Source organism: Pseudarthrobacter siccitolerans, from assembly GCF_001046895.1.
In the GTDB taxonomy this organism is placed as follows: Bacteria; Actinomycetota; Actinomycetes; order Actinomycetales; family Micrococcaceae; genus Arthrobacter; species Arthrobacter siccitolerans.
This window is the reverse complement of record NZ_CAQI01000059.1, coordinates 211,797-230,364: the sequence shown is the minus strand read 5'-3', so window position 1 is coordinate 230,364 and position 18,568 is coordinate 211,797. Positions and strand designations below refer to the sequence as shown.

At 65.9% G+C, this 18,568-nt stretch carries 17 protein-coding genes and 2 pseudogenes; 11 read left to right on the top strand and 8 right to left on the bottom strand.

The genetic code is table 11. The features are described from left to right. Positions 1-20: 20 nt before the first annotated feature. From ARTSIC4J27_RS21185 to ARTSIC4J27_RS21175, 3 genes are all read left to right on the top strand, one after another. Positions 21-380 carry a metal-sensitive transcriptional regulator gene (locus ARTSIC4J27_RS21185; protein WP_050057176.1) on the top strand — a complete coding sequence of 120 codons (360 nt, stop codon included), beginning with the start codon at positions 21-23 and terminating at the stop codon, positions 378-380. A gap of 86 nt (positions 381-466) precedes the next feature. Beyond that, the gene (locus tag ARTSIC4J27_RS21180; protein WP_050057175.1) at positions 467-706 is read left to right on the top strand and encodes a heavy-metal-associated domain-containing protein; all 240 of its coding nucleotides are present in this window, start codon (positions 467-469) and stop codon (positions 704-706) included. Positions 707-744: 38 nt separating this feature from the next. Then, a complete protein-coding gene (locus ARTSIC4J27_RS21175) occupies positions 745-3,021 on the top strand; it encodes a heavy metal translocating P-type ATPase (protein WP_050057174.1) in 2,277 nt (758 codons plus the stop codon). Positions 3,022-3,024: 3 nt separating this feature from the next. Here ARTSIC4J27_RS21175 and ARTSIC4J27_RS21170 read toward each other — a convergent pair whose 3' ends face one another. After that, the gene (locus tag ARTSIC4J27_RS21170) at positions 3,025-3,297 is read right to left on the bottom strand and encodes a DUF2277 domain-containing protein (RefSeq protein ID WP_050057173.1); all 273 of its coding nucleotides are present in this window, start codon (positions 3,295-3,297) and stop codon (positions 3,025-3,027) included. A gap of 213 nt (positions 3,298-3,510) precedes the next feature. On the opposite strand from ARTSIC4J27_RS21170, the gene ARTSIC4J27_RS21165 reads away from it, so the two are divergent. Then, the gene (locus ARTSIC4J27_RS21165) at positions 3,511-3,783 is read left to right on the top strand and encodes a WXG100 family type VII secretion target (protein WP_050057172.1); all 273 of its coding nucleotides are present in this window, start codon (positions 3,511-3,513) and stop codon (positions 3,781-3,783) included. A 110-nt stretch (positions 3,784-3,893) separates the two neighbouring features. Here ARTSIC4J27_RS21165 and ARTSIC4J27_RS21160 read toward each other — a convergent pair whose 3' ends face one another. Then, a complete protein-coding gene (locus ARTSIC4J27_RS21160; protein ID WP_050057171.1) occupies positions 3,894-4,937 on the bottom strand; it encodes an EamA family transporter in 1,044 nt (347 codons plus the stop codon). Positions 4,938-5,008: 71 nt separating this feature from the next. Between ARTSIC4J27_RS21160 and ARTSIC4J27_RS21155 the strand changes: the two genes are divergently transcribed. Next, on the top strand, positions 5,009-5,554 hold the full coding sequence (locus ARTSIC4J27_RS21155) for a CGNR zinc finger domain-containing protein (RefSeq protein ID WP_050057170.1): 546 nt from the start codon (positions 5,009-5,011) through the stop codon (positions 5,552-5,554). A 37-nt stretch (positions 5,555-5,591) separates the two neighbouring features. On the opposite strand, the gene ARTSIC4J27_RS21150 is transcribed toward ARTSIC4J27_RS21155, so the two are convergent. From ARTSIC4J27_RS21150 to ARTSIC4J27_RS21140, 3 genes are all read right to left on the bottom strand, one after another. Continuing rightward, positions 5,592-5,948: a hypothetical protein gene (locus tag ARTSIC4J27_RS21150; protein WP_050057169.1), complete on the bottom strand. Its 357-nt coding sequence runs from the start codon at positions 5,946-5,948 to the stop codon at positions 5,592-5,594. Positions 5,949-6,054: 106 nt separating this feature from the next. Continuing rightward, positions 6,055-6,645, bottom strand: coding sequence for a hypothetical protein (locus ARTSIC4J27_RS21145; RefSeq protein ID WP_050057168.1), 591 nt, complete (start codon positions 6,643-6,645; stop codon positions 6,055-6,057). 25 nt (positions 6,646-6,670) lie between these two features. Beyond that, positions 6,671-8,023, bottom strand: coding sequence for an MATE family efflux transporter (locus ARTSIC4J27_RS21140; protein ID WP_050057167.1), 1,353 nt, complete (start codon positions 8,021-8,023; stop codon positions 6,671-6,673). A gap of 108 nt (positions 8,024-8,131) precedes the next feature. Between ARTSIC4J27_RS21140 and ARTSIC4J27_RS21135 the strand changes: the two genes are divergently transcribed. The 4 genes and pseudogenes from ARTSIC4J27_RS21135 to ARTSIC4J27_RS21125 all read left to right on the top strand — a co-directional run bounded on the left by ARTSIC4J27_RS21135 (position 8,132) and on the right by ARTSIC4J27_RS21125 (position 14,535). Next, entirely contained in the window at positions 8,132-8,566 is a 435-nt protein-coding gene (locus ARTSIC4J27_RS21135; protein ID WP_050057282.1) for a DoxX family protein, read from the top strand. A gap of 473 nt (positions 8,567-9,039) precedes the next feature. Beyond that, positions 9,040-10,992 (top strand): annotated as a pseudogene (locus ARTSIC4J27_RS23660) (SGNH/GDSL hydrolase family protein); the annotation flags it as partial. A gap of 630 nt (positions 10,993-11,622) precedes the next feature. Next, positions 11,623-13,437, top strand: a pseudogene (locus ARTSIC4J27_RS23655) (rhamnogalacturonan lyase); the annotation flags it as partial. A gap of 126 nt (positions 13,438-13,563) precedes the next feature. Beyond that, positions 13,564-14,535 carry an acyl-CoA thioesterase gene (locus tag ARTSIC4J27_RS21125; RefSeq protein ID WP_050057166.1) on the top strand — a complete coding sequence of 324 codons (972 nt, stop codon included), beginning with the start codon at positions 13,564-13,566 and terminating at the stop codon, positions 14,533-14,535. Positions 14,536-14,590: 55 nt separating this feature from the next. On the opposite strand, the gene dnaB is transcribed toward ARTSIC4J27_RS21125, so the two are convergent. Continuing rightward, entirely contained in the window at positions 14,591-15,973 is a 1,383-nt protein-coding gene (gene dnaB / locus ARTSIC4J27_RS21120; RefSeq protein WP_050057165.1) for a replicative DNA helicase, read from the bottom strand. Positions 15,974-16,639: 666 nt separating this feature from the next. Between dnaB and ARTSIC4J27_RS21115 the strand changes: the two genes are divergently transcribed. Together ARTSIC4J27_RS21115 and ARTSIC4J27_RS21110 are read left to right on the top strand one after the other, a co-directional pair. Beyond that, positions 16,640-16,912, top strand: a complete 273-nt coding sequence (locus ARTSIC4J27_RS21115; RefSeq protein ID WP_050057164.1) for a hypothetical protein — start codon at positions 16,640-16,642, stop codon at positions 16,910-16,912. 2 nt (positions 16,913-16,914) lie between these two features. Further along, positions 16,915-17,487, top strand: coding sequence for a hypothetical protein (locus tag ARTSIC4J27_RS21110; protein WP_050057163.1), 573 nt, complete (start codon positions 16,915-16,917; stop codon positions 17,485-17,487). Between the two features lie 6 nt (positions 17,488-17,493). Here the strand turns inward: ARTSIC4J27_RS21110 and ARTSIC4J27_RS21105 are convergent, their stop codons facing one another. After that, positions 17,494-17,847: a TFIIB-type zinc ribbon-containing protein gene (locus ARTSIC4J27_RS21105; protein WP_050057162.1), complete on the bottom strand. Its 354-nt coding sequence runs from the start codon at positions 17,845-17,847 to the stop codon at positions 17,494-17,496. 52 nt (positions 17,848-17,899) lie between these two features. Continuing rightward, positions 17,900-18,526: an FMN reductase gene (locus tag ARTSIC4J27_RS21100; RefSeq protein ID WP_050057161.1), complete on the bottom strand. Its 627-nt coding sequence runs from the start codon at positions 18,524-18,526 to the stop codon at positions 17,900-17,902. Positions 18,527-18,568: the final 42 nt, after the last annotated feature.

Below are 18,568 nucleotides of genomic sequence, written 5' to 3'. Positions count from 1 at the left end.
CAGGGGTATACCGTTGAACTATGAGCGCAACGGAACAAGCAGTCGCGGGTGAAGCCATCGAAGCTGGCGTGGACCAGGAGGGGCCGGAGCACGGCTACACAGGAAACAAGGACGCCTACCTGCGCCGCCTCAAACGCATAGAAGGCCAGGTCCGGGGGATTGCCCGCATGGTGGATGAGGACAAGTACTGCATCGATATCCTCACCCAGGTCTCCGCCGTCACCAAGGCCCTGCACGCTGTCAGCCTGGGCCTCGTGGAAGAACACATCGGCCACTGCGTAGTGGGGGCCGCCTCCGAGCCGGACCCCGCCCTGCGCGCAGAAGCCATCGATGCCAAGGTCAAGGAAGCCGCCGATGCCATCGGCCGGCTACTCCGGTAACCGCACACTCCAATTCATCCAGCGCGGCTTACGCCGTTCGCGTCGAACACCGGCCCAGAAGGCCGGCCAACCAACAAGGAGCAGCCATGAGCACCACTTCCCCTACCACCACCACGGTCAGCGTCTCCGGAATGACGTGTGGCCATTGCATCTCGGCCGTCAGCGAAGAACTTGAGGCCCTTGCAGGCGTAGAAGCAGTGGACGTGGAACTTAATGCGGGCGGCATCTCCACCGTGACCATCACGTCCAGCCAGGACCTGTCGCCGTCCGAAATCGGCGAGGCAGTGGCGGAGGCTGGCTACCTGGTCGTCGCCAACGAAGCCTGACCACCAGCACTGAGACCAGCAGGGACATAAGGGATTACATGAGTAATCAGGATCTCCTCCACCAGCCCGGAAGCCGGGTGGTGGAACTCGACATCGAGGGCATGACCTGCGCCTCCTGCGTCAACCGCGTGGAAAAGAAGCTCGGCAAGCTCGAAGGCGTGCAGGCCCTGGTCAACCTTCCCCTGGAATCCGCGCACGTCACCGTTCCCGCGGGCATCAGTGACGAACAGCTGGTGGACACGGTCAACGCCGCAGGTTACAAAGCCAAAGTCCGTCTACCCGCCCCGGCACCGGAGGCCGTGCCCGGGACCCTGCGTCCCCGCCTGGTCCTGGCCGCCTTCCTCACGGTGCCCGTGTTCCTGATCTCCATGGTCCCTGCGTTCCAGTTCCCCCAGTGGGGATGGGTGGCCGGCGCACTGGCCCTGCCGGTGGTCACGTGGGCCGCCTGGCCGTTCCACCGTGCGGCCGCCATCAACGCCCGCCATTTCGCGTCAACCATGGACACGCTGGTGTCCCTCGGCGTGGCCGCCGCCTACCTGTTCTCAGCCTGGCAGCTGTTCTCCGATCCCCTGCTGACCCAGCATCCCGGCATGGAGGGAATGGGGCCGGGCGGCCTGTATTTTGAGGTGGCCGCCGTGGTCACCACGTTCCTGCTCCTGGGCCGCTACCTTGAGGCCAACGCCAAGCAAAAGGCGGGCGACGCCCTGCATGCCCTCCTGAGCCTGGGCGCGAAGGATGCCACCGTCCTCAAGGACGGGCGGGAGCTGAGGGTTCCGGCGGAACAGCTCCAGGCGGGCGACGTCCTGGTGGTCCGTCCCGGCGAAAAAATCGCCACCGACGGCGTTGTCATCGACGGATCCTCTGCCGTGGACGCCTCGCTGGTGACCGGCGAGTCGGTGCCGGTGGAGGTGGGACCGGACAGCCGGGTCACCGGTGCCACCATTAACACCTCCGGCCGGCTTCTGGTCAGGGCCACCCGCGTCGGGTCGGAAACTACGCTGGCGCAAATGGCGCGCCTGGTGTCCCAGGCCCAGACAGGCAAGGCTCCCATCGCCCGCCTCGCGGACCGCATCAGCGCGGTATTTGTTCCCGTGGTCCTGGCTGTCGCCGCCCTCACCTTTATCCTCTGGCTCCTCGTTGCCGGCCCCGGGGCCACCGAGGGCCTGCGTTCTGCTTTTACAGCCGCCGTCGCCGTCCTGGTGATCGCCTGCCCGTGCGCCCTGGGCCTTGCCACTCCCGTTGGACTCCTGACCGGGACCGGCCGGGGCGCGCAGCTGGGCATCCTGATCAAGGGCCCGCAGGTGCTTGAAGACACGCGCACAGTGGACACCATCCTGCTGGACAAGACCGGCACCGTCACCACCGGCGCTCTGGCAGTGGATTCCACCCTCGCTTTCGAAGGGTTTGCGGAGCGCGAAGTCCTGCTGCTGGCCGGTGCCGTCGAGGCGGCATCGGAGCATCCGGTGGCCCGCGCCGTTGCCGCCGCTGCCGCCGCTGCTGCCGCCCAGGAGGCGGGCGGGGATCGCCCGGCAATGCACGACGCCGGTCACCTGCCAGCGGTACAGGACTTCCGGTCGGCGCCGGGAGGCGGCGTCACGGGAACCGTTGGGGGAAGGCAGATCACCGCCGGGCGCACCGGCTGGCTTGAGAACAACGGCATCGCCATCACCTCAAACCAACTCCAGGCGCAGGCAGCGGCGGAAGCCGCCGGCGCCACCGTTATCTGGGTGGCCGTAGACGGCACGGCTGCCGGCATCATCAGCCTTCGCGACACCATCAAGCCCGGCTCAGCCGCCGCCATCGAACGGATGAAAGCCCTCGGCCTGCGGCCCATCCTGCTCACGGGAGACAACGCCGCCGTGGCCGCCCAGGTGGCTGCCGCCGTCGGGATTCCGCCAGCGGACGTCTACGCCGGGGTCCTGCCCGAAGGCAAGGTTGACGTGGTGAAAACCCTGCAGGCCGGCGGCGCAACCGTCGCCATGGCCGGCGATGGCGTGAACGATGCCGCGGCACTGGCGCAGGCCGATCTTGGCATCGCCATGGGATCCGGCACCGACGTTGCCATCGAGGCCGCGGACCTGACAGTGATGGGCAACGACCTGTCGCAGGTGGTGCAGGCCATTGAACTCTCCCGCAGGACGTTGGCCACCATCAAAACCAACCTGTTCTGGGCGTTCTTCTACAACGCCGTGGGCATCCCGGTGGCCGCCCTGGGGCTGTTGAATCCGATGATCGCCGGCGCTGCGATGGCAGCCAGCTCGGTCCTGGTGGTTGCCAACTCGCTGCGGCTGCGCAACTTTGGCAGGAAAGCCTAGAACTCAGGCGGCGCCGTAGCGCACGGCCGCACGGGCCTTTGCCTTCGCGGCCTCGGCATCCCGGTCCTTGGGCGGCGCCTGGGAGACCAGGGAATCCAGGAGGTGCTGGGTGATGTGGGCGATCTCGTGGACCGCCTCCTCAAAGGCTTCCTGGTTGGCCTTGGAGGGCTTGGTGCTGCCGCTGACCTTCCGCACGTATTGCAGGGCGGCGGCGTGCACCTCCTCGGAAGTGGCGTGCGGTTCAAAGTTGTGGAGGGTTCGGATATTCCGGCACATACCGCCATGCTAGGCTCTGGATCGCCAAGGATCGACCCCTCCGCGAAGGTTTAGGGCTTCCTTGTCCATGGGGAGCACGGCATGGGCAGTGGTGCCCATCGACACTGTTTTGCGGGCCGGGATAGGTTTGAGGCATTGGATCTTCCGGAGAAGCCGGGGGGCCGCTGGGGACGCCGACCTGGTTCGGATCCACGATTTACAAGGAGAAAACTCATGGCTATTTGGGGTGCAGACGTTGACCAGCTTCGCCAGCTCGGCAGCAAGCTTCAGGAAGGCGCGACGTTGATCGAGTCGCAGCGGAGCTCCCTTACGAGCGCTTTGAACTCCACCGACTGGAAGGGACCTGACGCGGACAAGTTCCGCGAGCAGTGGACCGGCGAGCACACCTCGATGCTGAACAAGGTGTCTGAAGCACTCAGGGATGCCAGCCAGAAGGCCAAGCGGAATGCCGAGGAACAGTCGAACGCTTCGCACGCTGGCATCTAGCTTTCAGGTTGCGAGCAACGGGAGGGCCGGACACCGTAAGGTGTCCGGCCCTCCCGTTGTTCGCAAGGCTTACCCGCAGAGCACCGTTCATCGTGCGGGACGGGTCTCCGTTAGGGGACGGGCTCGACGTCGTTCGCGTGTTCCAGCGGGGACGCCGCCTTGGGTGCCCCCACCTCCCCTGCTGCCGGCTCGGCCACGGGAGCCCGCAGTTCGTCGAGCCGGACCAGGATGACGCCGCCCACGATCAGTGCGCCGCCCAGGAGTTGGATCGGTGCGGGAAGTTCGCCCAGCAGCAGCCATGCCCAGATCACGGCGAAAAGGACTTCGGTGAGCGATACGAAGGACGCCACCTTGGAGCCCAGTGCCCGCGCAGCTATAATCCCGGAAACGTAGGCCAGCACGGTGGCCAGGATGATCAGCCCGGACAGCGATACCCACCACGGCGTTACCCAGGGGCCAAGGGTGGTGTCCGCGGTACTGAAGGCCATGGGCAGCAGGCCCGTAGCTGCCGAGAGCCACATCACGGCGGCGCCCACCAGCAGCCCGCCCGAGGCCAGGACGATGGGCGGAAGCGAGTCGTTCTCCTTCGCGGTGATAAAGAAGTAGATGGCCAGGCAGACCGCTGCCGCGACGCCCCAAAGAACACCCACAACGTCGACCTTCACCGCACCGGTGAGATCAAGGACCAGGACCAGGCCGGCGAGCGAGAGCAGGGTTCCTCCGAAGGTCAGCACCCGCGGGCGCTTCCTGCTGGCCGCCCAAAGCCACAGCACAATGATCACCGGTGCCAGGTATTCCAGCAGCAAGGCAACCCCCACCGAGAGCCTTGCCACGGCGTTGAAGTAGAACAGCTGGCAGGCCGCAACGCCGATCAGGCCGAAGAGCACAATGGTCACCCAGTTGTTCCGGAGCTGGTGCCAGCGGCCGCGGAGGGCGAAAACCGCCGGCACGGCGAGGATCAGGGCAGCGCCGGTGAGCCGGGCTGTTACCGCCGCGCCCGGGGACCATCCGGTTTCCAGCAAGGCCTTGGCGAAGGATCCGGAGGTACCGAAAACGGCGGAGGAGAACAGCGCAATCCCCAGGCCGGAGGCGAGGAAGCTGCGCTTGGTGACCTGCGCCCCTGGATTGGGAGTGCGGTGGGGAGCGGCAGACATCGTCGCCTCCTGTCAGGAGTAAAGTGGGGTAATGGTCATGACAGTACGGGACAGCACTGTAAGGAGTCAAGATGGTTTTTGCCCCTGACACTGAGGTGGCCCTTCGCACGGTGGTGAATCTGATCAACTCTGCGGCGAACGGAACTGAGGGGCTGGGCTCCGCTGCGGACTTGGACCGGTTCCTGGCGGCCGAGGGATTTAGCGGGTCACGCACCCGGGACCAGGACGAGCTCGCCAGCGTGCGCCAGCTGCGTCACCAGCTGGCGGAGTTGTGGACGGCGGATGAAGGCGCAGCAGTGGAGACCGTGAACCGCCTGCTGCGGGACGCCAGCGCGCTGCCGCAGCTGGTCAAACACGACGACTGGGACTGGCACCTTCACGCCACCACCCCTGAGGCCCCGCTCGTGGACAGGATGAGCACTGAAGCTGCCATGGCACTGGCGGACGTGATCCGCGGCAAAGAAATGGACCGGATGCGCACCTGCGAGGCTGAGGACTGCGATGCCGCGGTACTGGACCTCAGCAGGAACCGCTCGAAGCGGTACTGCGATACAGGAAACTGCGCTAACCGGGCGCACGTGGCAGCTTACCGGGCCAGGCAGGCGGCGTCAGCCTAGGCGCACCCGGCTGGAGGTAGCGCCTGCCGGGGGATGGTCAGCGGCTGCCGGGGTTGTCCAGGTCGTCAGGGGCGGCGGGGTCCTGGGAACCCGGAGCACCGAAGCCATGGGACGGCTTGGGGGCTGAACTGAGGTTTACGCCGGATCCCTTGCCCAGGTGCTCGGCGTTCTCCTTGTGGCTCATGGAGAGCATGGCCGCGATCACCAAAGTGACGATGAAGGCGATGCCGGCAGCGGTGAACGCCAGGTCGAAACGGGGGGCGCGTGCGCTGCCCCCGGAGGCGAAGATCACCACGGCCACAAAGGCAACGATGGCCCAAAACGCGGAGAACATCAGCGGGCCCTTCACCGAGGTCCGCATCTTGCGCGGATGTCCTGGTTGCTGGTCTGCCACGGTGGTTCCTCCCTGCAGGCGGCGCGCCGGCCGGCCTGGTTTTGCGTAGTGCGGTGGTGCGTCCGGATCAATTTTCTACGAGCAGTAGAACCGGACACTTCCTAGTTTACGGCGTTCCTGCTGCGCTGCGGGCATCGTGCCTGATGGTCAGCCCGGCAAGGGCCCAGAGCACACCGGAAATGATGGCGCCGCCGCCCGCCACGCCCAGCAGGGCATGGGCGCCCAGGCTGATGAAGAAGGGCAGGATGGCGGCCGTACCCAGGGCGATGATTCCGGAGGCGATCCAGTCGCGGGCCAGCACGTGCCTGCCGCGGAATTTCAGCCCGCAGAACAGCTCGAGGGCTCCGGCTACGGCCAGGCCCAGCGCAGCGATGACGCCAAACAGCAGATCCCCGTGCAGCAGGAGCAGCGCGACGCCCGCGCCGGCAAGCACGGATCCGGCAGCGGAAAGCATCTTGTCAGGTGCACTCTCCCGCTGGAACCCCGACGCCCGGATCCCCCAGACCAGGAGGAGGCCGGTGGCCAGCAGGTAGAGCCCGCCGGACCACCCCATGACCTCCACGGACGGCGCCGCCCAGAAGATGGTGACAGCGCCGAACACCAGTGCAGCTGCGGAACGGAGGAGGACCGGCCGCCACAGGTCAGCCCTGGGAGCCGTTCCGGGAGCAGTGCCTGCGGGGGTTCTCGGTTGCGTCACCGGTCCAGTTTAGTGGCGGTCCGGGCTAGGGCGAACCCAGCACCATCCAGCGGTCCGAACGGGCACGGAGGCCAAGCGTGATGGCACGGGCGGCCATGTAACCCAATGCGAAGGCGGCCCACAGCCAGCCAAGTCCCGGCGCGCCCGCAGCATGCGAGAGTCCCACCGCAACCAGCAGCGGCACGTACACGGCCAGGTTCACCACGCCGGCCAGCGCCAGGTATTTGGCATCCCCGGCACCGATCAGCACCCCGTCAAGCACAAACACGTATCCCGCAATAGGCTGGCCCGCGGCGAGGACCCACAAGGCGACGGCCAGGACGGATTGAACCTGAGGATCTGACGTAAAAAGGGCGCCCGCCCAAGGTGCGGCAACTGCCAGGAGTACACCGGTGACCACGCCGAAACCCAGTCCCCAACGGGTCATGGTGGCAGTCAGCAGCCGGGCCGTGCGGGGGTTGGAGGCCCCCAACTCCTTGCCGATCAGCGCCTGGGCGGCAATGGCGAGGGCGTCCAGGGCGAAGGCGAGGAAGGAGAAGATGGTCATGGCCAGCTGGTGGGCCGCCAGGTTCACGGCCCCCTGCGCGGTGACCACAACAACGGTGGCCAGGATGGCAATGCGCAGGCTGAGCGTGCGCAGCATCAGCCACGAACCAACCCGGGTCATGCTCCTGATACCGCTCCAGCTGGGCAGCAGGCTCACGCCGTGCGCCGCGGCGTTGCGCTTCACCATCGCCAGGTAGACCGCGGCCATGGCCCATTGGGCCACGCTGGTACCCACGGCGGAGCCGGTGACGGACCAGCCCAGCCCGTAGACCAGCCACAAGTTCAGGACGATGTTCAGGCCAAAACCCGCCGTTGCCACCACCAGGGGTGTCCGGGTGTCCTGGAGGCCACGAAGGAGGCCGGTGCCTGCAAAGATGAGCAGCATGGCCACCAGGCCGGGCATGGACCAGCGGAGGTAGTCGACGGCGAACGCGCGCACCTCGCCTTCTGCACCCAGCAGCCCCATCAAAGGGTCGGCGGCCAGGAATCCGGCCGCGGCCAGAACGGTGCCCAGCAGCAGGGCCAGCCACACGCCGTCGCGCCCGGCCGCCAGGGCTTTGCCCGGCTGCCCGTCCCCCATGGCGCGCGCCACCGCGGGAGTGGTGGAGTAGGCCAGGAAGACCATCAGACCGACGGCGGTGTGCAGCGCTGCCGTGGCCAGTCCGACGCCGGCCAGCTGCGCTACGCCGAGGTGGCCAACAATTGCCGAATCCGCGAGCAGGAAGAGCGGTTCAGCGACGAGGGCGCCAAAGGCGGGTACAGCCAGCCGAAGGATCTCGCGGGCATGCCCTTTCGTCGGGGCAGACGGCGCCGGGGCAGGTAAGTGGGACACCGTGCCAGCCTAATCGGGCGTCCGCTGGTGTCCGCGCCGGCATGACAAAGCCCACATTATGACGCTATTAGTTGACTCTTCAAGTATTTGCAGGGAGAGTTAATGCCCATGAACCAGTCACGACTCACCACCACCGCCATTACCGCCCTCCGCATTATCCTGGGCTTCCTCTTCGCAGCGCACGGTTGGCAGAAGTTCAACGAGTGGACCATTGCGGGCACACAGGCTTCCTTCGCCAAAATGGGCGTCCCCGCGGCAGAAGTAGCGGCACCCGCCATAGCCGTGCTCGAACTGGCCGGCGGCATCGCCCTGATCCTGGGCATCCTCACCCGCGTGGTTGCAGCACTCCTGGTCCTGGACATGCTCGGCGCCCTGTTTATGGTGCATGCTGCCGCCGGTGTTTTCGCCGCCAACGGGGGCTATGAACTGGTCCTGCTCCTGGCCGCGGCCGCGTTCGCCCTGGCACTCACCGGCGCGGGCCGCCTTTCCGTGGACCGCGCCCTTTTTGGCCGCAGCAACTCGAAGCTGGCCGTCCTGGCCTGACCTTTTCCCGGGCCGGCAACCGGCAACCGCACGACGGCGGATGGGCACTTCGGTGCGCATCCGCCGTCGGCATTTAACGCCCATCCCCCGCCCCGGCGCCACCACTTCACCTGCCCAATTCGCCGGAAGCGTGCGAAGTCGCCGTTCCGGAACGGCGAGCGGGGCGCTTTCCGGCGATTTGGGCAGGGGGCCGTCTCCCCCGTCAGTGCCCGCCCGCGCGGGAGCAGGGAACACTTCCTAACAAGTAGTCCCAGAAAAACTCAGGGAAAGATGGGAAAACGCTTGCCACCAGTCGCCGGAGCCTGATAAACCAATGAGTGCTGCAGTGCGAGCTGCATCACTCTCCCAGGTCTCAGCTACTCGAACCATCACCCGGAACCCTCAAAACCGCAAGGTGCCACCGTCGGGGTCCGTGCATTTTTGAATCGTTCCAACCTTCCTGGGTACCTCTTTGCCACCGCTCATCGAAGGAGATGTCCGTGAACAAATCCCCGCAAGCAGCCCTCCAACCTAAGCAACCACCGCCCCGCCAGCGCGGGATCCCTGCCGGCGCGAAGGCCGTGACAGCCGCGGTGGCGTCAGCCGCCATCGCCTTCACCGGACTCCCTGCGGTCCAGGCAGATACCGCCCTGCCGCCGGTGGGGAGCGGGTTCAAGTTCGATTTCGGCCCCGGCGCCACAGCGGACGGCTACACGGCCGTAGCCGCAGGCACCCAGTACTCCGCCGCCACGAGGTTCGGCTTCACCGACACCGCTGTCACCTCCGGCGCGGACCGCGGCACGGGCGATCCGCTGCGTTCGGACTTCGTCCAAGCCCAGGGCAGCACGTTCCTGGTGGACCTGCCCAACGGCGACTACACCGTCAAGCTCATCGCGGGCGACGCCACCGAGGCCACAAACATCGCCATCACGGCAGAAACCATGGCGAAGGTCCAGGCCACGGACAAACCCGCCGGGCAGTACCTGGAAATGGAATTCCCCGTCTCGCTGGTGGACGGCCAGCTCAACCTCGACTTCAGCGGCACCGCGGCCAAGATCAATTCCCTGGTCATCTCCGCCCGCGCTCCCCGCACGGCCACCACGGATCCCGGCGTCTACCTCGCCGGCGACTCAACAGTGCAGACCTACGATCCCGGTTTCGTTCCTCAGGCCGGGTGGGGCCAGATGATCGACCGCTACTTCGACGAGAAGATTTCTTTCAAGAACCACGCCATCGGCGGCCGCAGCTCCAAGAACTTCATCACCCAGGGCCGGCTGGACGAGATCCTGAGGGTCATCAACCCCGGCGATTACCTGATGGTCCAGTTCGGGCACAACGACGCCACTATCGGCGTCGACGACCGCTACGCCTCCCCCGCGGACTACAAGGAATACCTGCGCACGTACGTCAACGGCGCGCGCCAGCGTGGCGCAACGCCCATCCTGGTCACCCCCGTGGGTCGCCGGGACTACGACGAAGCCACCGGCAAATTCAATGTCAGCTTCCCTGAATACGTGGCGAAGATGCAGGAACTGGCCACCGAGGAGGGTGTGGCCCTGGTGGACCTCTCCGCCTCAAGCCGCGCCTACTACGATGCCATCGGCCCCGAGGACACCAAGTCCGTGTTCCTCCACGTCGATGCCGGCGTCTATCCCAACCGGCCCACCGGCACGGTGGACAACACCCACTTCCAGGAATACGGCGCCATCCAGATTGCCCGCCTCGTAGCCGGCGGAGTGAAGCAGCTCAGCGTTCCGCTCGCCGCACGCGTCAAGGAAATCGCTCCGCCGTCGTCCATTCCCGCCAAGCCCCAAGGCCTGGTGGCAGGCAGCGTCTCCAACGCCGGGGCGCTCCTCAAGTGGCAGCCGGTGGACGGCGCGGACATCTACAAGGTGTACCGCAAACTGGCCTCCGAACCGGACAGCGCCTACAAGCTCACCACCACCTCCACCGTCCCCACCGTGAACCTCTCGGGCATGGCCGAAGGGACGGCCTACAACGTCCGGGTGGCCGCGATGAACGGTAAGGGCCTCTCCGAGCCCAGCGACACCCTCAGCCTGACTACCAAACAGGCAAAGTACAAGTTCGATTTCGGGCCCGTGGGAGCGCCGGTCGAGGCCGGCTACACCGAGGTAAACCGGACCATGGCCTATACGGCAGAGCGCGGCTTCGGCTTCAAGGACATCTCGGTGCTCAGCGACCGGGACCGCGGCGCCGTGACCAGCAACCTGCTGCGCGACTTCGTCCTGAGCGGCTCCAGCTTCGAATTCCAGCTCGACGTGCCCAACGGCACCTACGCCCTGAAGACGTACCACAGCGACTGGATCGGCTCCACCCGCACGGACGTCGCCGCCGAAGGAACCCCGTTCGGCCAGGTGTCCTCCGGCAGGGCATCATCAGCAACAAAGATCATCAACCAGGTGCTGGTTTCCGACGGGCAGCTGAACGTCGCCATCAGCGGCTCGGGACAGCGCCTCAACGGCCTGGAAATCACCCCGCTGCTGGTGGGACCCACCAACCTGCACACCACGGCGGTCAACGCAGCGTCGGAACCACCCACCGTTGACCTCGCCTGGGACGCAGTGGCAGACGCGGCCAGCTACAAGGTCTTCCGCAAGGCCTCGTTCGAAGCTGAACCCCGGCTGATCGCTGAGAACGTCACCGCGGCCGCCTTCCAGGACACCACCGCGTTCGCAGGCCTGAAGTACAACTACTTCGTCACCGCGGTAGACAGTACCGGGCTGGAATCGGTCCCCTCCAACACGGTGGATACCGCCCTGGTGGACCCGAACACTCCCGTCCCGGCGGCCACCGCCAAGGTGGACATTAAGGCAGTGGAGAAGACCAGTGTCACGCTCAAGTGGCAGAAGGTATCCGGCGCCGCCGCCTACCAGGTCTACCGGTCTACCTCCCCGGACGGCCCCTTTGAGTACGTGGGCCGCGCCACCGAGGTGAATTACACGGACTACACCGTGCTGACCACCATCAAGTACTACTACCGCGTCACCACCGTGAACAAGGGCGGCGAATCTGCGCCGTCCCCGGTAGCGGGAACAGAAAAAGTCACCGTGGTGAACCGGCAGATGGAGACCCTGGACCGCGCCCCGGTTGCACTGCTGACCGGCGAAGGCGTCCGCGTGGGCTGGCGCATGCTGGGCCTTGACCCGGAGCAGATCGGCTTCCATGTGATCCGCGACGGCGTCCAGCTCACCGACGAGCCGCTCCGCAACAGCACCACGTTCCTCGATCCGTCCGGAACGGCGTCCTCCAGGTACGTCATCAAATCCGTGGGCAACGGCGGGGACCAGCTCACCGCGGAGTTCACGCCGCTGGCCCAGGACTACCTTGCCATCAAACTGGACAAGCCTGCCGACGACTACACCAAGGACGGCCAGCCCTACAGCTACTCCGCCGGCGACTCGAGCGTGGCTGACCTGGACGGTGACGGCACGTACGAAGTCCTGCAGATGTGGTCCCCGTCCAACTCCAAGGACAACTCCCAGGCAGGCTACACCGGCACCGTTTATGTGGACGCCTACAGGATGGACGGCACCAAGCTCTGGCGCATCAACATGGGCCCGAACATCCGTGCCGGCGCCCATTACACCCAGCTGCTCGCTTACGACTTCGACGGCGACGGCAAGGCCGAAGTTGCGATGAAGACGGCGGACGGCACGCGTGACGCGGCGGGCACCGTCATCGGCAACCCGGGCGCCGACTACCGCAACAGCAGCGGATACGTTCTCACCGGGCCGGAATACCTGACGGTGTTCCACGGCGCCAGCGGCACCATCATGGACACCGTGGCCTACGATCCGCCGCGCGGTGACGTGGGGGCCTGGGGTGACACCTACGGGAACCGGGTGGACCGGTTCCTCGGTGCCGTGGCCTACCTCGACGGCGAACACCCGTCCATGATGTTCAGCCGCGGCTATTACACCCGCACCGTGCTGGCCACCTACGACCTTGTGGGCGGCAAGATCATCAAGCGCTGGGTCTTCGATTCGGATATCAGCGGCGCGCAGTACCGGAGCCAGGGCAACCACAACCTGTCCGTGGTGGATGTGGACGCTGACGGCAAGGACGAGTTTGTCTTCGGTTCCATGACCATCGATGACAACGGCAAGCCCCTCTACACCACGGGCCTCGGCCACGGCGACGCGATCCACACCAGCGACCTCGACCCGTCCCGGCCGGGACTTGAGACGTTTGCCGCCCATGAGGACATGGGCTCAAGCGGCAACAGGGGCGCCACGTTCCGCGACTCGCGGACGGGCGAGGTGCTGTGGAGCATCCCCGCCACCAAGGACACCGGACGGGCGGCCGCCGGTGACATCGACCCGCGCTACGCCGGCGCCGAAGGCTGGGCCATCGGCGGCGATGCAGCCTGGAACTCGCCCGTAGGTGAGCTGCGCTCGGCCAAGGGGGAGCTGATTGCCAACAACATTCCGGCGGCCAACTTCCTGGCCTGGTGGGACGGCGACCTGCTTCGCGAGATCGTGGACCATGACTGGAACGCCGCCACCAGCACGGGGACGCCCAGCATCGCCAAGTGGAACTGGGAGACCGAATCCAGCGACCGGCTGCTCACTGCCACCAGTGCCAAGTCCAACAACAGCACCAAGGGTACCCCGGCCATCCAGGCCGACCTCCTCGGTGACTGGCGGGAAGAACTTGTTTGGCCGTCGGCCGACAGCACAGAGTTGCGGATTTACACCACCGCCGCTTCGACTGACGTCCGGCTCCGGACCCTGATGCACGATCCGGCGTACCGGCTCTCGGTTGCCCGCGAGAACATCGCGTACAACCAGCCGCCACACCCCGGCTTCTACATCGGGGAGGGCATGGAGCTTCCTGCCCAGCCGGACATCGTGTACACCCGCGCCGGGTAGCCTTTGCCTCCATCAGCTGGCCCGCCCGCCTATCCGCGGACGGGCCAGCTGTGTTTAACGCTGTTGCTGGTGCCCGCCTTGCCGTTCCAACCGGCCGGTAACCGGCTGCGTCAGTATGATCGCAGCATGACTGAGACCGGTGCCTCCAATTCCGTGACCCTGCGCTTCCTGGCTGCTCCCACGGACGTGGGCCACAGCGGCTCCGTTGATGCCGGGACCGTCCTGGAGTGGGTGGACAAGGCGGCCTACGCCGCTGCGGTGGGCTGGGCCAAGTCCTACTGCGTCACGGCCTACGTGGGAAACATCCACTTCGCTGACCCGGTCAATAGCGGCGACATGGTGGAGGTGGAAGCCACCATCGTCTACACCGGGCGGTCATCCATGCATATCCGCACCGTTGTATCCTCCGGGGACCCCAAGGGCGGCCCGGCCACCATGCGGAGCCAGTGCATGGTGATCTTTGTTGCTGTCGGTCCGGATGGAAAACCCATCCCGGTCAAGCAATTCGAGCCCGTCACCGCCGAGGAGATCGAGCAGCGCGACCATGCCCTGGCCCGCATCAAGATCCGCGAGCAGATCGTCGAAGCTATGAACCGGCAGGAATATACGGACGCGGGCACAGCGGAGCGGGTCACCCTGCGTTTTATGGCCGCTCCCACCGATGTGAACTGGGGCGGCAAGGTCCACGGCGGGATCGTGATGAAGTGGATCGACGAGGCCGCGTACGTCTGCGCTTCCCGCTACTGCGGGATGGACACCGTGGCGGTGTTCTCCGGCGGCGTCCGCTTCTACCGTCCGCTGCTGATCGGGCATGTGGTGGAGGTTGAGGCCCGCCTGGTCTACACCGGCACCAAAGGGATGCACATCGCAGTCCACGTCCGCTCCGGCGACCCCAAGAGCCAGGACATGAACCTCACCACCTACTGCCTCACCGTGATGGTGGCGCGCGACGCCGAGGGCAATTCAGTGCCGGTCCCCGCTTGGGTGCCGGCCAGCGATGAGGACAGGAGGCTCCACGCGCACGCGCGGGAGCTGCTGGAAATCAGGGGAAAGGCGCCGGGGAACCGGCTGCCCAACCACCTCTTGGCCCGGGGCTGACGGCCAAGGCCGCGAGCCGCCCGAGGCTGGGCCGCCCCCGCCGGACCAGGGCAGCCTAGAAGCCGCCTCCGCCGGTGTCGGCCGCCATGTTGGCAAAGCGGGAGTAGTGGCCCTGGAAGGCCACCACGATGTCCTTGGTGGGACCGTTACGGTGCTTGGCCACCAGGATGTCCGCTTCACCCGCACGGGGTGATTCTTTGTCGTAGACGTCCTCGCGGTGGAGCAGGATCACCATGTCGGCGTCCTGCTCGATGGACCCGGATTCACGAAGGTCCGACACCATGGGCCGCTTGTCCGAGCGCTGCTCGGAACCACGGTTCAGCTGGGACAGCGCGATGACCGGGACCTGGAGCTCTTTGGCCAGCAGCTTCAAGGCACGGGAGAACTCGGAGACTTCCTGCTGGCGCGACTCCACTTTCTTGCCGGAGCTCATCAGCTGCAGGTAGTCCAGGATCACCAGCTTGAGATCGTGCTGCTGCTTGAGCCGGCGGCACTTGGCCCGGATTTCCATCAGGGACATGTTGGGGCTGTCGTCGATGAACAGCGGAGCATCATTCATCCGGCCCATCGTGGTGGCGATCTTGGACCACTGCTCGTCCTTGATGGTGCCCTTGCGGAGGTCCTGCAGGCCGATGGTTGCCTCGGCGGAGAGCAGGCGCATGGCAATCTCGTTCCGGCCCATTTCGAGCGAGAACATCACGGTGGACAGGTTGTTCTTGATCGCCGCGGACCGGGCGAAGTCCAGGGCGAAGGTTGACTTACCCACGGCCGGGCGGGCGGCGATAACGATCATCTGGCCGGGGTGCAGCCCGTGGGTGAGCTCGTCGAGTTCAAAAAAGCCGGTGGGCACTCCAGTCATGCCTTCACCGCGGTGGCCGGACGCCTCGATCTCGTCCACGGTGGATTCCATGACGTCCTTGAGCACCACGTAATCCTCGGCGGTGCGCCGCTCGGCCACGGCATAGACCTCGGCCTGGGCCTGGTTGACCAGGTCCTCCACTTCGCCGTCCGAGCCGTAGCCCAGCTGGACGATCTTGGTGCCGGCGTTGACGAGCCGGCGGAGGACGGCGCGCTCGGCCACAATCTCGGCGTAATAGCCCGCGTTGGCTGCGGTGGGAACGGTCTGGATCAGCTCATGCAGGTAGGCCGGGCCGCCGATCCTGTTGATCTCGGCACGCTTGGTGAGCTCGTCCGAGACCGTGACGGCATCGGCGGGTTCCCCGCGCCCGTAGAGGTCGATGATGGCCTCGTAGATGGTCTCGTGGGCCGGGCGGTAGAAGTCCTGGCCGCGGAGGATCTCCACGACGTCCGCGATGGCGTCCTTGGACAACATCATGCCGCCGAGGACAGACTGCTCCGCGGCAATGTCCTGGGGAGGCTTCCGGCTCGCGTCCGATCCTCGGGTGGCCTCGACCGGGTCCAGATGCGCTATAGACAAAGCTGCCGTCCTCCATTGTGTACCGGGAACCGAGGTGCCCGGTGACTAAACGTCCTGCTGATGCATTGCGTGGAAAAGCCGCGCTCCGCCACCTGTCCAGGTATACCGGCGGGCTCTGACAATCCCTGCGCCGCCAGCCACCACACAGGCCGCCGGAAGGAGTTATCCCCACTATCCACAGGTTTTCCACATCGGGCCGTTACTGCGGGATGAGTGGTTCTCCCCAGCCGTGCCAAATGCCTGCCTGGAAACTGTCCGGGATGCCGAAGAACAGGTACCCCGCTACGCTAGCCGCCAGCAGTCCCGCCTCAAAGCCAGCATGCTTCACGGGTTGTGGATAACCTGTGCAGTACGCGGCATAGCTTGTGCACAGCCTGTGGGGAAACCTGTGGAAACAAAAAAACTTTTAGCACCTCCAGCGCTCTGACCTGCAGAAACGCTGATCCAAGCGTGTGGAGTAAATATTTCTTCTGTGGAATTTCATCCACAGCGCGTGTCGCCCGGAGCGGCCGGTGAATTGCCCGTTGGAGGTCACGGCAGGTGTGGCCGGCGTTGCGTGGCCAGCCTCATATTCCCTTGGGAAGGGCAGCCTGTGATTCAAGCCGGCCTTTATGCAGCAAGACGAATATTGCTGTGGATAACCCGGATCTGGCATAAGCTCTATTCATGGGCGAACTACTGCTGGTCCTGTTGCCTGCGATCGTATTGGTGGCGCTCATCTGGGGTCTTTTTACGGCCCTGAGCCCGCGCGACTCCGGAATGTCTGACGCGGAAAAATACCAGCGTGACCTGGCCGAGCGTTCCGCGCAGCACTATGCGGCCCAGGTCCAGGCTGCCACCGCTGCCCGCGCCCAGCTCGATCGGATCACCAGGCCAAGCCAGAACGCCCAGGCATCATCGGACCTGGCTGCTGCCAGGAAGCACATAGAACGGCGTTAGACATGGAATCGCTTGTGGCCCCGGTCCTCATCCTCCTGGCAGTGGTTGCCGGAGTAACACTGGCCGTCCGCATGATTGGCAGGCGGAAGGCCGCCCGCAGCGCGGAACCGGCCGGTCCTGCCCCCACCGCGGCAGAACTGGCCCGGAGCGCCGCAGCCAAACTCTCGGAAGAGCAACACCGCAGGCTTTACGCCCTGATTGCGCAGGGGCAGGCGATGGCAGCCATCAAGCTCTACTATGAGGCAACCGGGGAAGGCCTGCGGGCGTCCCGGGACGCGGTGGGGGCGCTGGCGGCGCATCCCCAGCCCTATCGCAGCCCTGAGGCGGCCCCGGCGGCCGCTGAGGACGACGACGACGACGAGCCGCAGCGCTTCCCCTACCGGTACCGTGCCATCGCCAGCAAAGGCGACGTGACCCGTGAAGTCAGCAGCAACATGCTTAATGACGAAATCTACGGCCGGATCCGCACGCTCGCCCGCAGCGGGGACACCGAGGCTGCCGCCACGGCATTGACACGGCACTCAGACATCACCCTCAAGCAGGCCCGGGAATTCATCGAGCTGCTGGAAGACTGAGTTCCCCTAGAAGTCGAAAAGCTCCCCGAGCCAGCCTTCCTTCTTTTTGTGCCGGCGGCCGTCAAAGTCCCGGTCGTGGTCCCTCTTGCCGTACCGGCGGTCATCGTAGCCGCGCTGGTCCCTGCGCTGTTCCGGGTTGGGGCGGGGTTCGAAGTTGGGGTAGAGCGGCGGGGGCGCGAGACCGGGAGCCGGGGCGGGGCTGGCAGCCGGCTGGCCCGGCATGTTGCCTGCCGCGCGGTCCAGGATCTTGTCCAGCTCTCCGCGGTCCAGCCATACGCCCCGGCACTGCGGGCAGTAGTCGATCTCCACGCCGCTGCGCTCTGTCATCATCAGTTCCACGGAATCCACAGGACATTTCATGTTCGGCACAACGAGCGGCGCACTCCGAAAGTTCGCTGCCGAGCCCGCGCCGTCAGCGGGCGCCGGAGATGCCGGCAAGCAGCTGTTCAAAGGGCAGGGACTCCATCTGGGCGGGCTTCCGTCCCGGCTGGGGCCCTTCCAGCAGCCGGGTTAATTCGCCCGCGGCCCGGTTAATGCGCTCGGCAAGGGTGGAACTGCCGTCGTCCGACGTTCCCCAGTCCTGGGGGCCGGCGAAGACGCCGGTAGCGGCCATCCGGGTGCGAAGGTAGCTGAACAGCGGGCGCAGGGCGTAGTCCAGGACCATCTGGTGCCTGTCGGTTCCGCCGGTGGCGCCCAGGAGGACCGCCTTGCCGTCCAGCGACTTGGGGTCGAGGACGTCGATGAAGGACTTGAACAGCCCGCTGTAGGAGGCGCTGAAGACGGGTGTCACGGCGATGATGCCGTCCGAGGCCTCCACGCCGGCAATGACCTCCGCCAGGCGGGGGGCCGCGTAGCCGGTCACAAAGTTGTTGGCGATGTCTACGGCCAGGTCCCGGAGCTCGACGATGTCCACAGTCACGGCATAGCCAGCCGCACCGAGCTGGCGCTCGGCTGACGCCGCCAGCTGGTCGGCCAGCAGGCGGCTCGACGACGGTACGCCGAGTCCGGCGGAAAGGACTGTGATGCGGCGGGATTCCATGGCATTTCTCCTGTTGCTCGTTCACTCATCATATATGCATTT

Excerpts from the sequence above, each read along its gene's own strand:
- ARTSIC4J27_RS21185 (WP_050057176.1), top strand. The coding sequence starts at position 21 with ATGAGCGCAACGGAACAAGCAGTCGCGGGTGAAGCCATCGAAGCTGGC.
- ARTSIC4J27_RS21180 (WP_050057175.1), top strand. The coding sequence starts at position 467 with ATGAGCACCACTTCCCCTACCACCACCACGGTCAGCGTCTCCGGAATG.
- ARTSIC4J27_RS21175 (WP_050057174.1), top strand. The coding sequence starts at position 745 with ATGAGTAATCAGGATCTCCTCCACCAGCCCGGAAGCCGGGTGGTGGAA.
- ARTSIC4J27_RS21170 (WP_050057173.1), bottom strand. The coding sequence starts at position 3,297 with ATGTGCCGGAATATCCGAACCCTCCACAACTTTGAACCGCACGCCACT.
- ARTSIC4J27_RS21165 (WP_050057172.1), top strand. The coding sequence starts at position 3,511 with ATGGCTATTTGGGGTGCAGACGTTGACCAGCTTCGCCAGCTCGGCAGC.
- ARTSIC4J27_RS21160 (WP_050057171.1), bottom strand. The coding sequence starts at position 4,937 with ATGTCTGCCGCTCCCCACCGCACTCCCAATCCAGGGGCGCAGGTCACC.
- ARTSIC4J27_RS21155 (WP_050057170.1), top strand. The coding sequence starts at position 5,009 with ATGGTTTTTGCCCCTGACACTGAGGTGGCCCTTCGCACGGTGGTGAAT.
- ARTSIC4J27_RS21135 (WP_050057282.1), top strand. The coding sequence starts at position 8,132 with ATGAACCAGTCACGACTCACCACCACCGCCATTACCGCCCTCCGCATT.
- ARTSIC4J27_RS21125 (WP_050057166.1), top strand. The coding sequence starts at position 13,564 with ATGACTGAGACCGGTGCCTCCAATTCCGTGACCCTGCGCTTCCTGGCT.
- ARTSIC4J27_RS21115 (WP_050057164.1), top strand. The coding sequence starts at position 16,640 with ATGGGCGAACTACTGCTGGTCCTGTTGCCTGCGATCGTATTGGTGGCG.
- ARTSIC4J27_RS21110 (WP_050057163.1), top strand. The coding sequence starts at position 16,915 with ATGGAATCGCTTGTGGCCCCGGTCCTCATCCTCCTGGCAGTGGTTGCC.
- ARTSIC4J27_RS21105 (WP_050057162.1), bottom strand. The coding sequence starts at position 17,847 with ATGAAATGTCCTGTGGATTCCGTGGAACTGATGATGACAGAGCGCAGC.
- ARTSIC4J27_RS21100 (WP_050057161.1), bottom strand. The coding sequence starts at position 18,526 with ATGGAATCCCGCCGCATCACAGTCCTTTCCGCCGGACTCGGCGTACCG.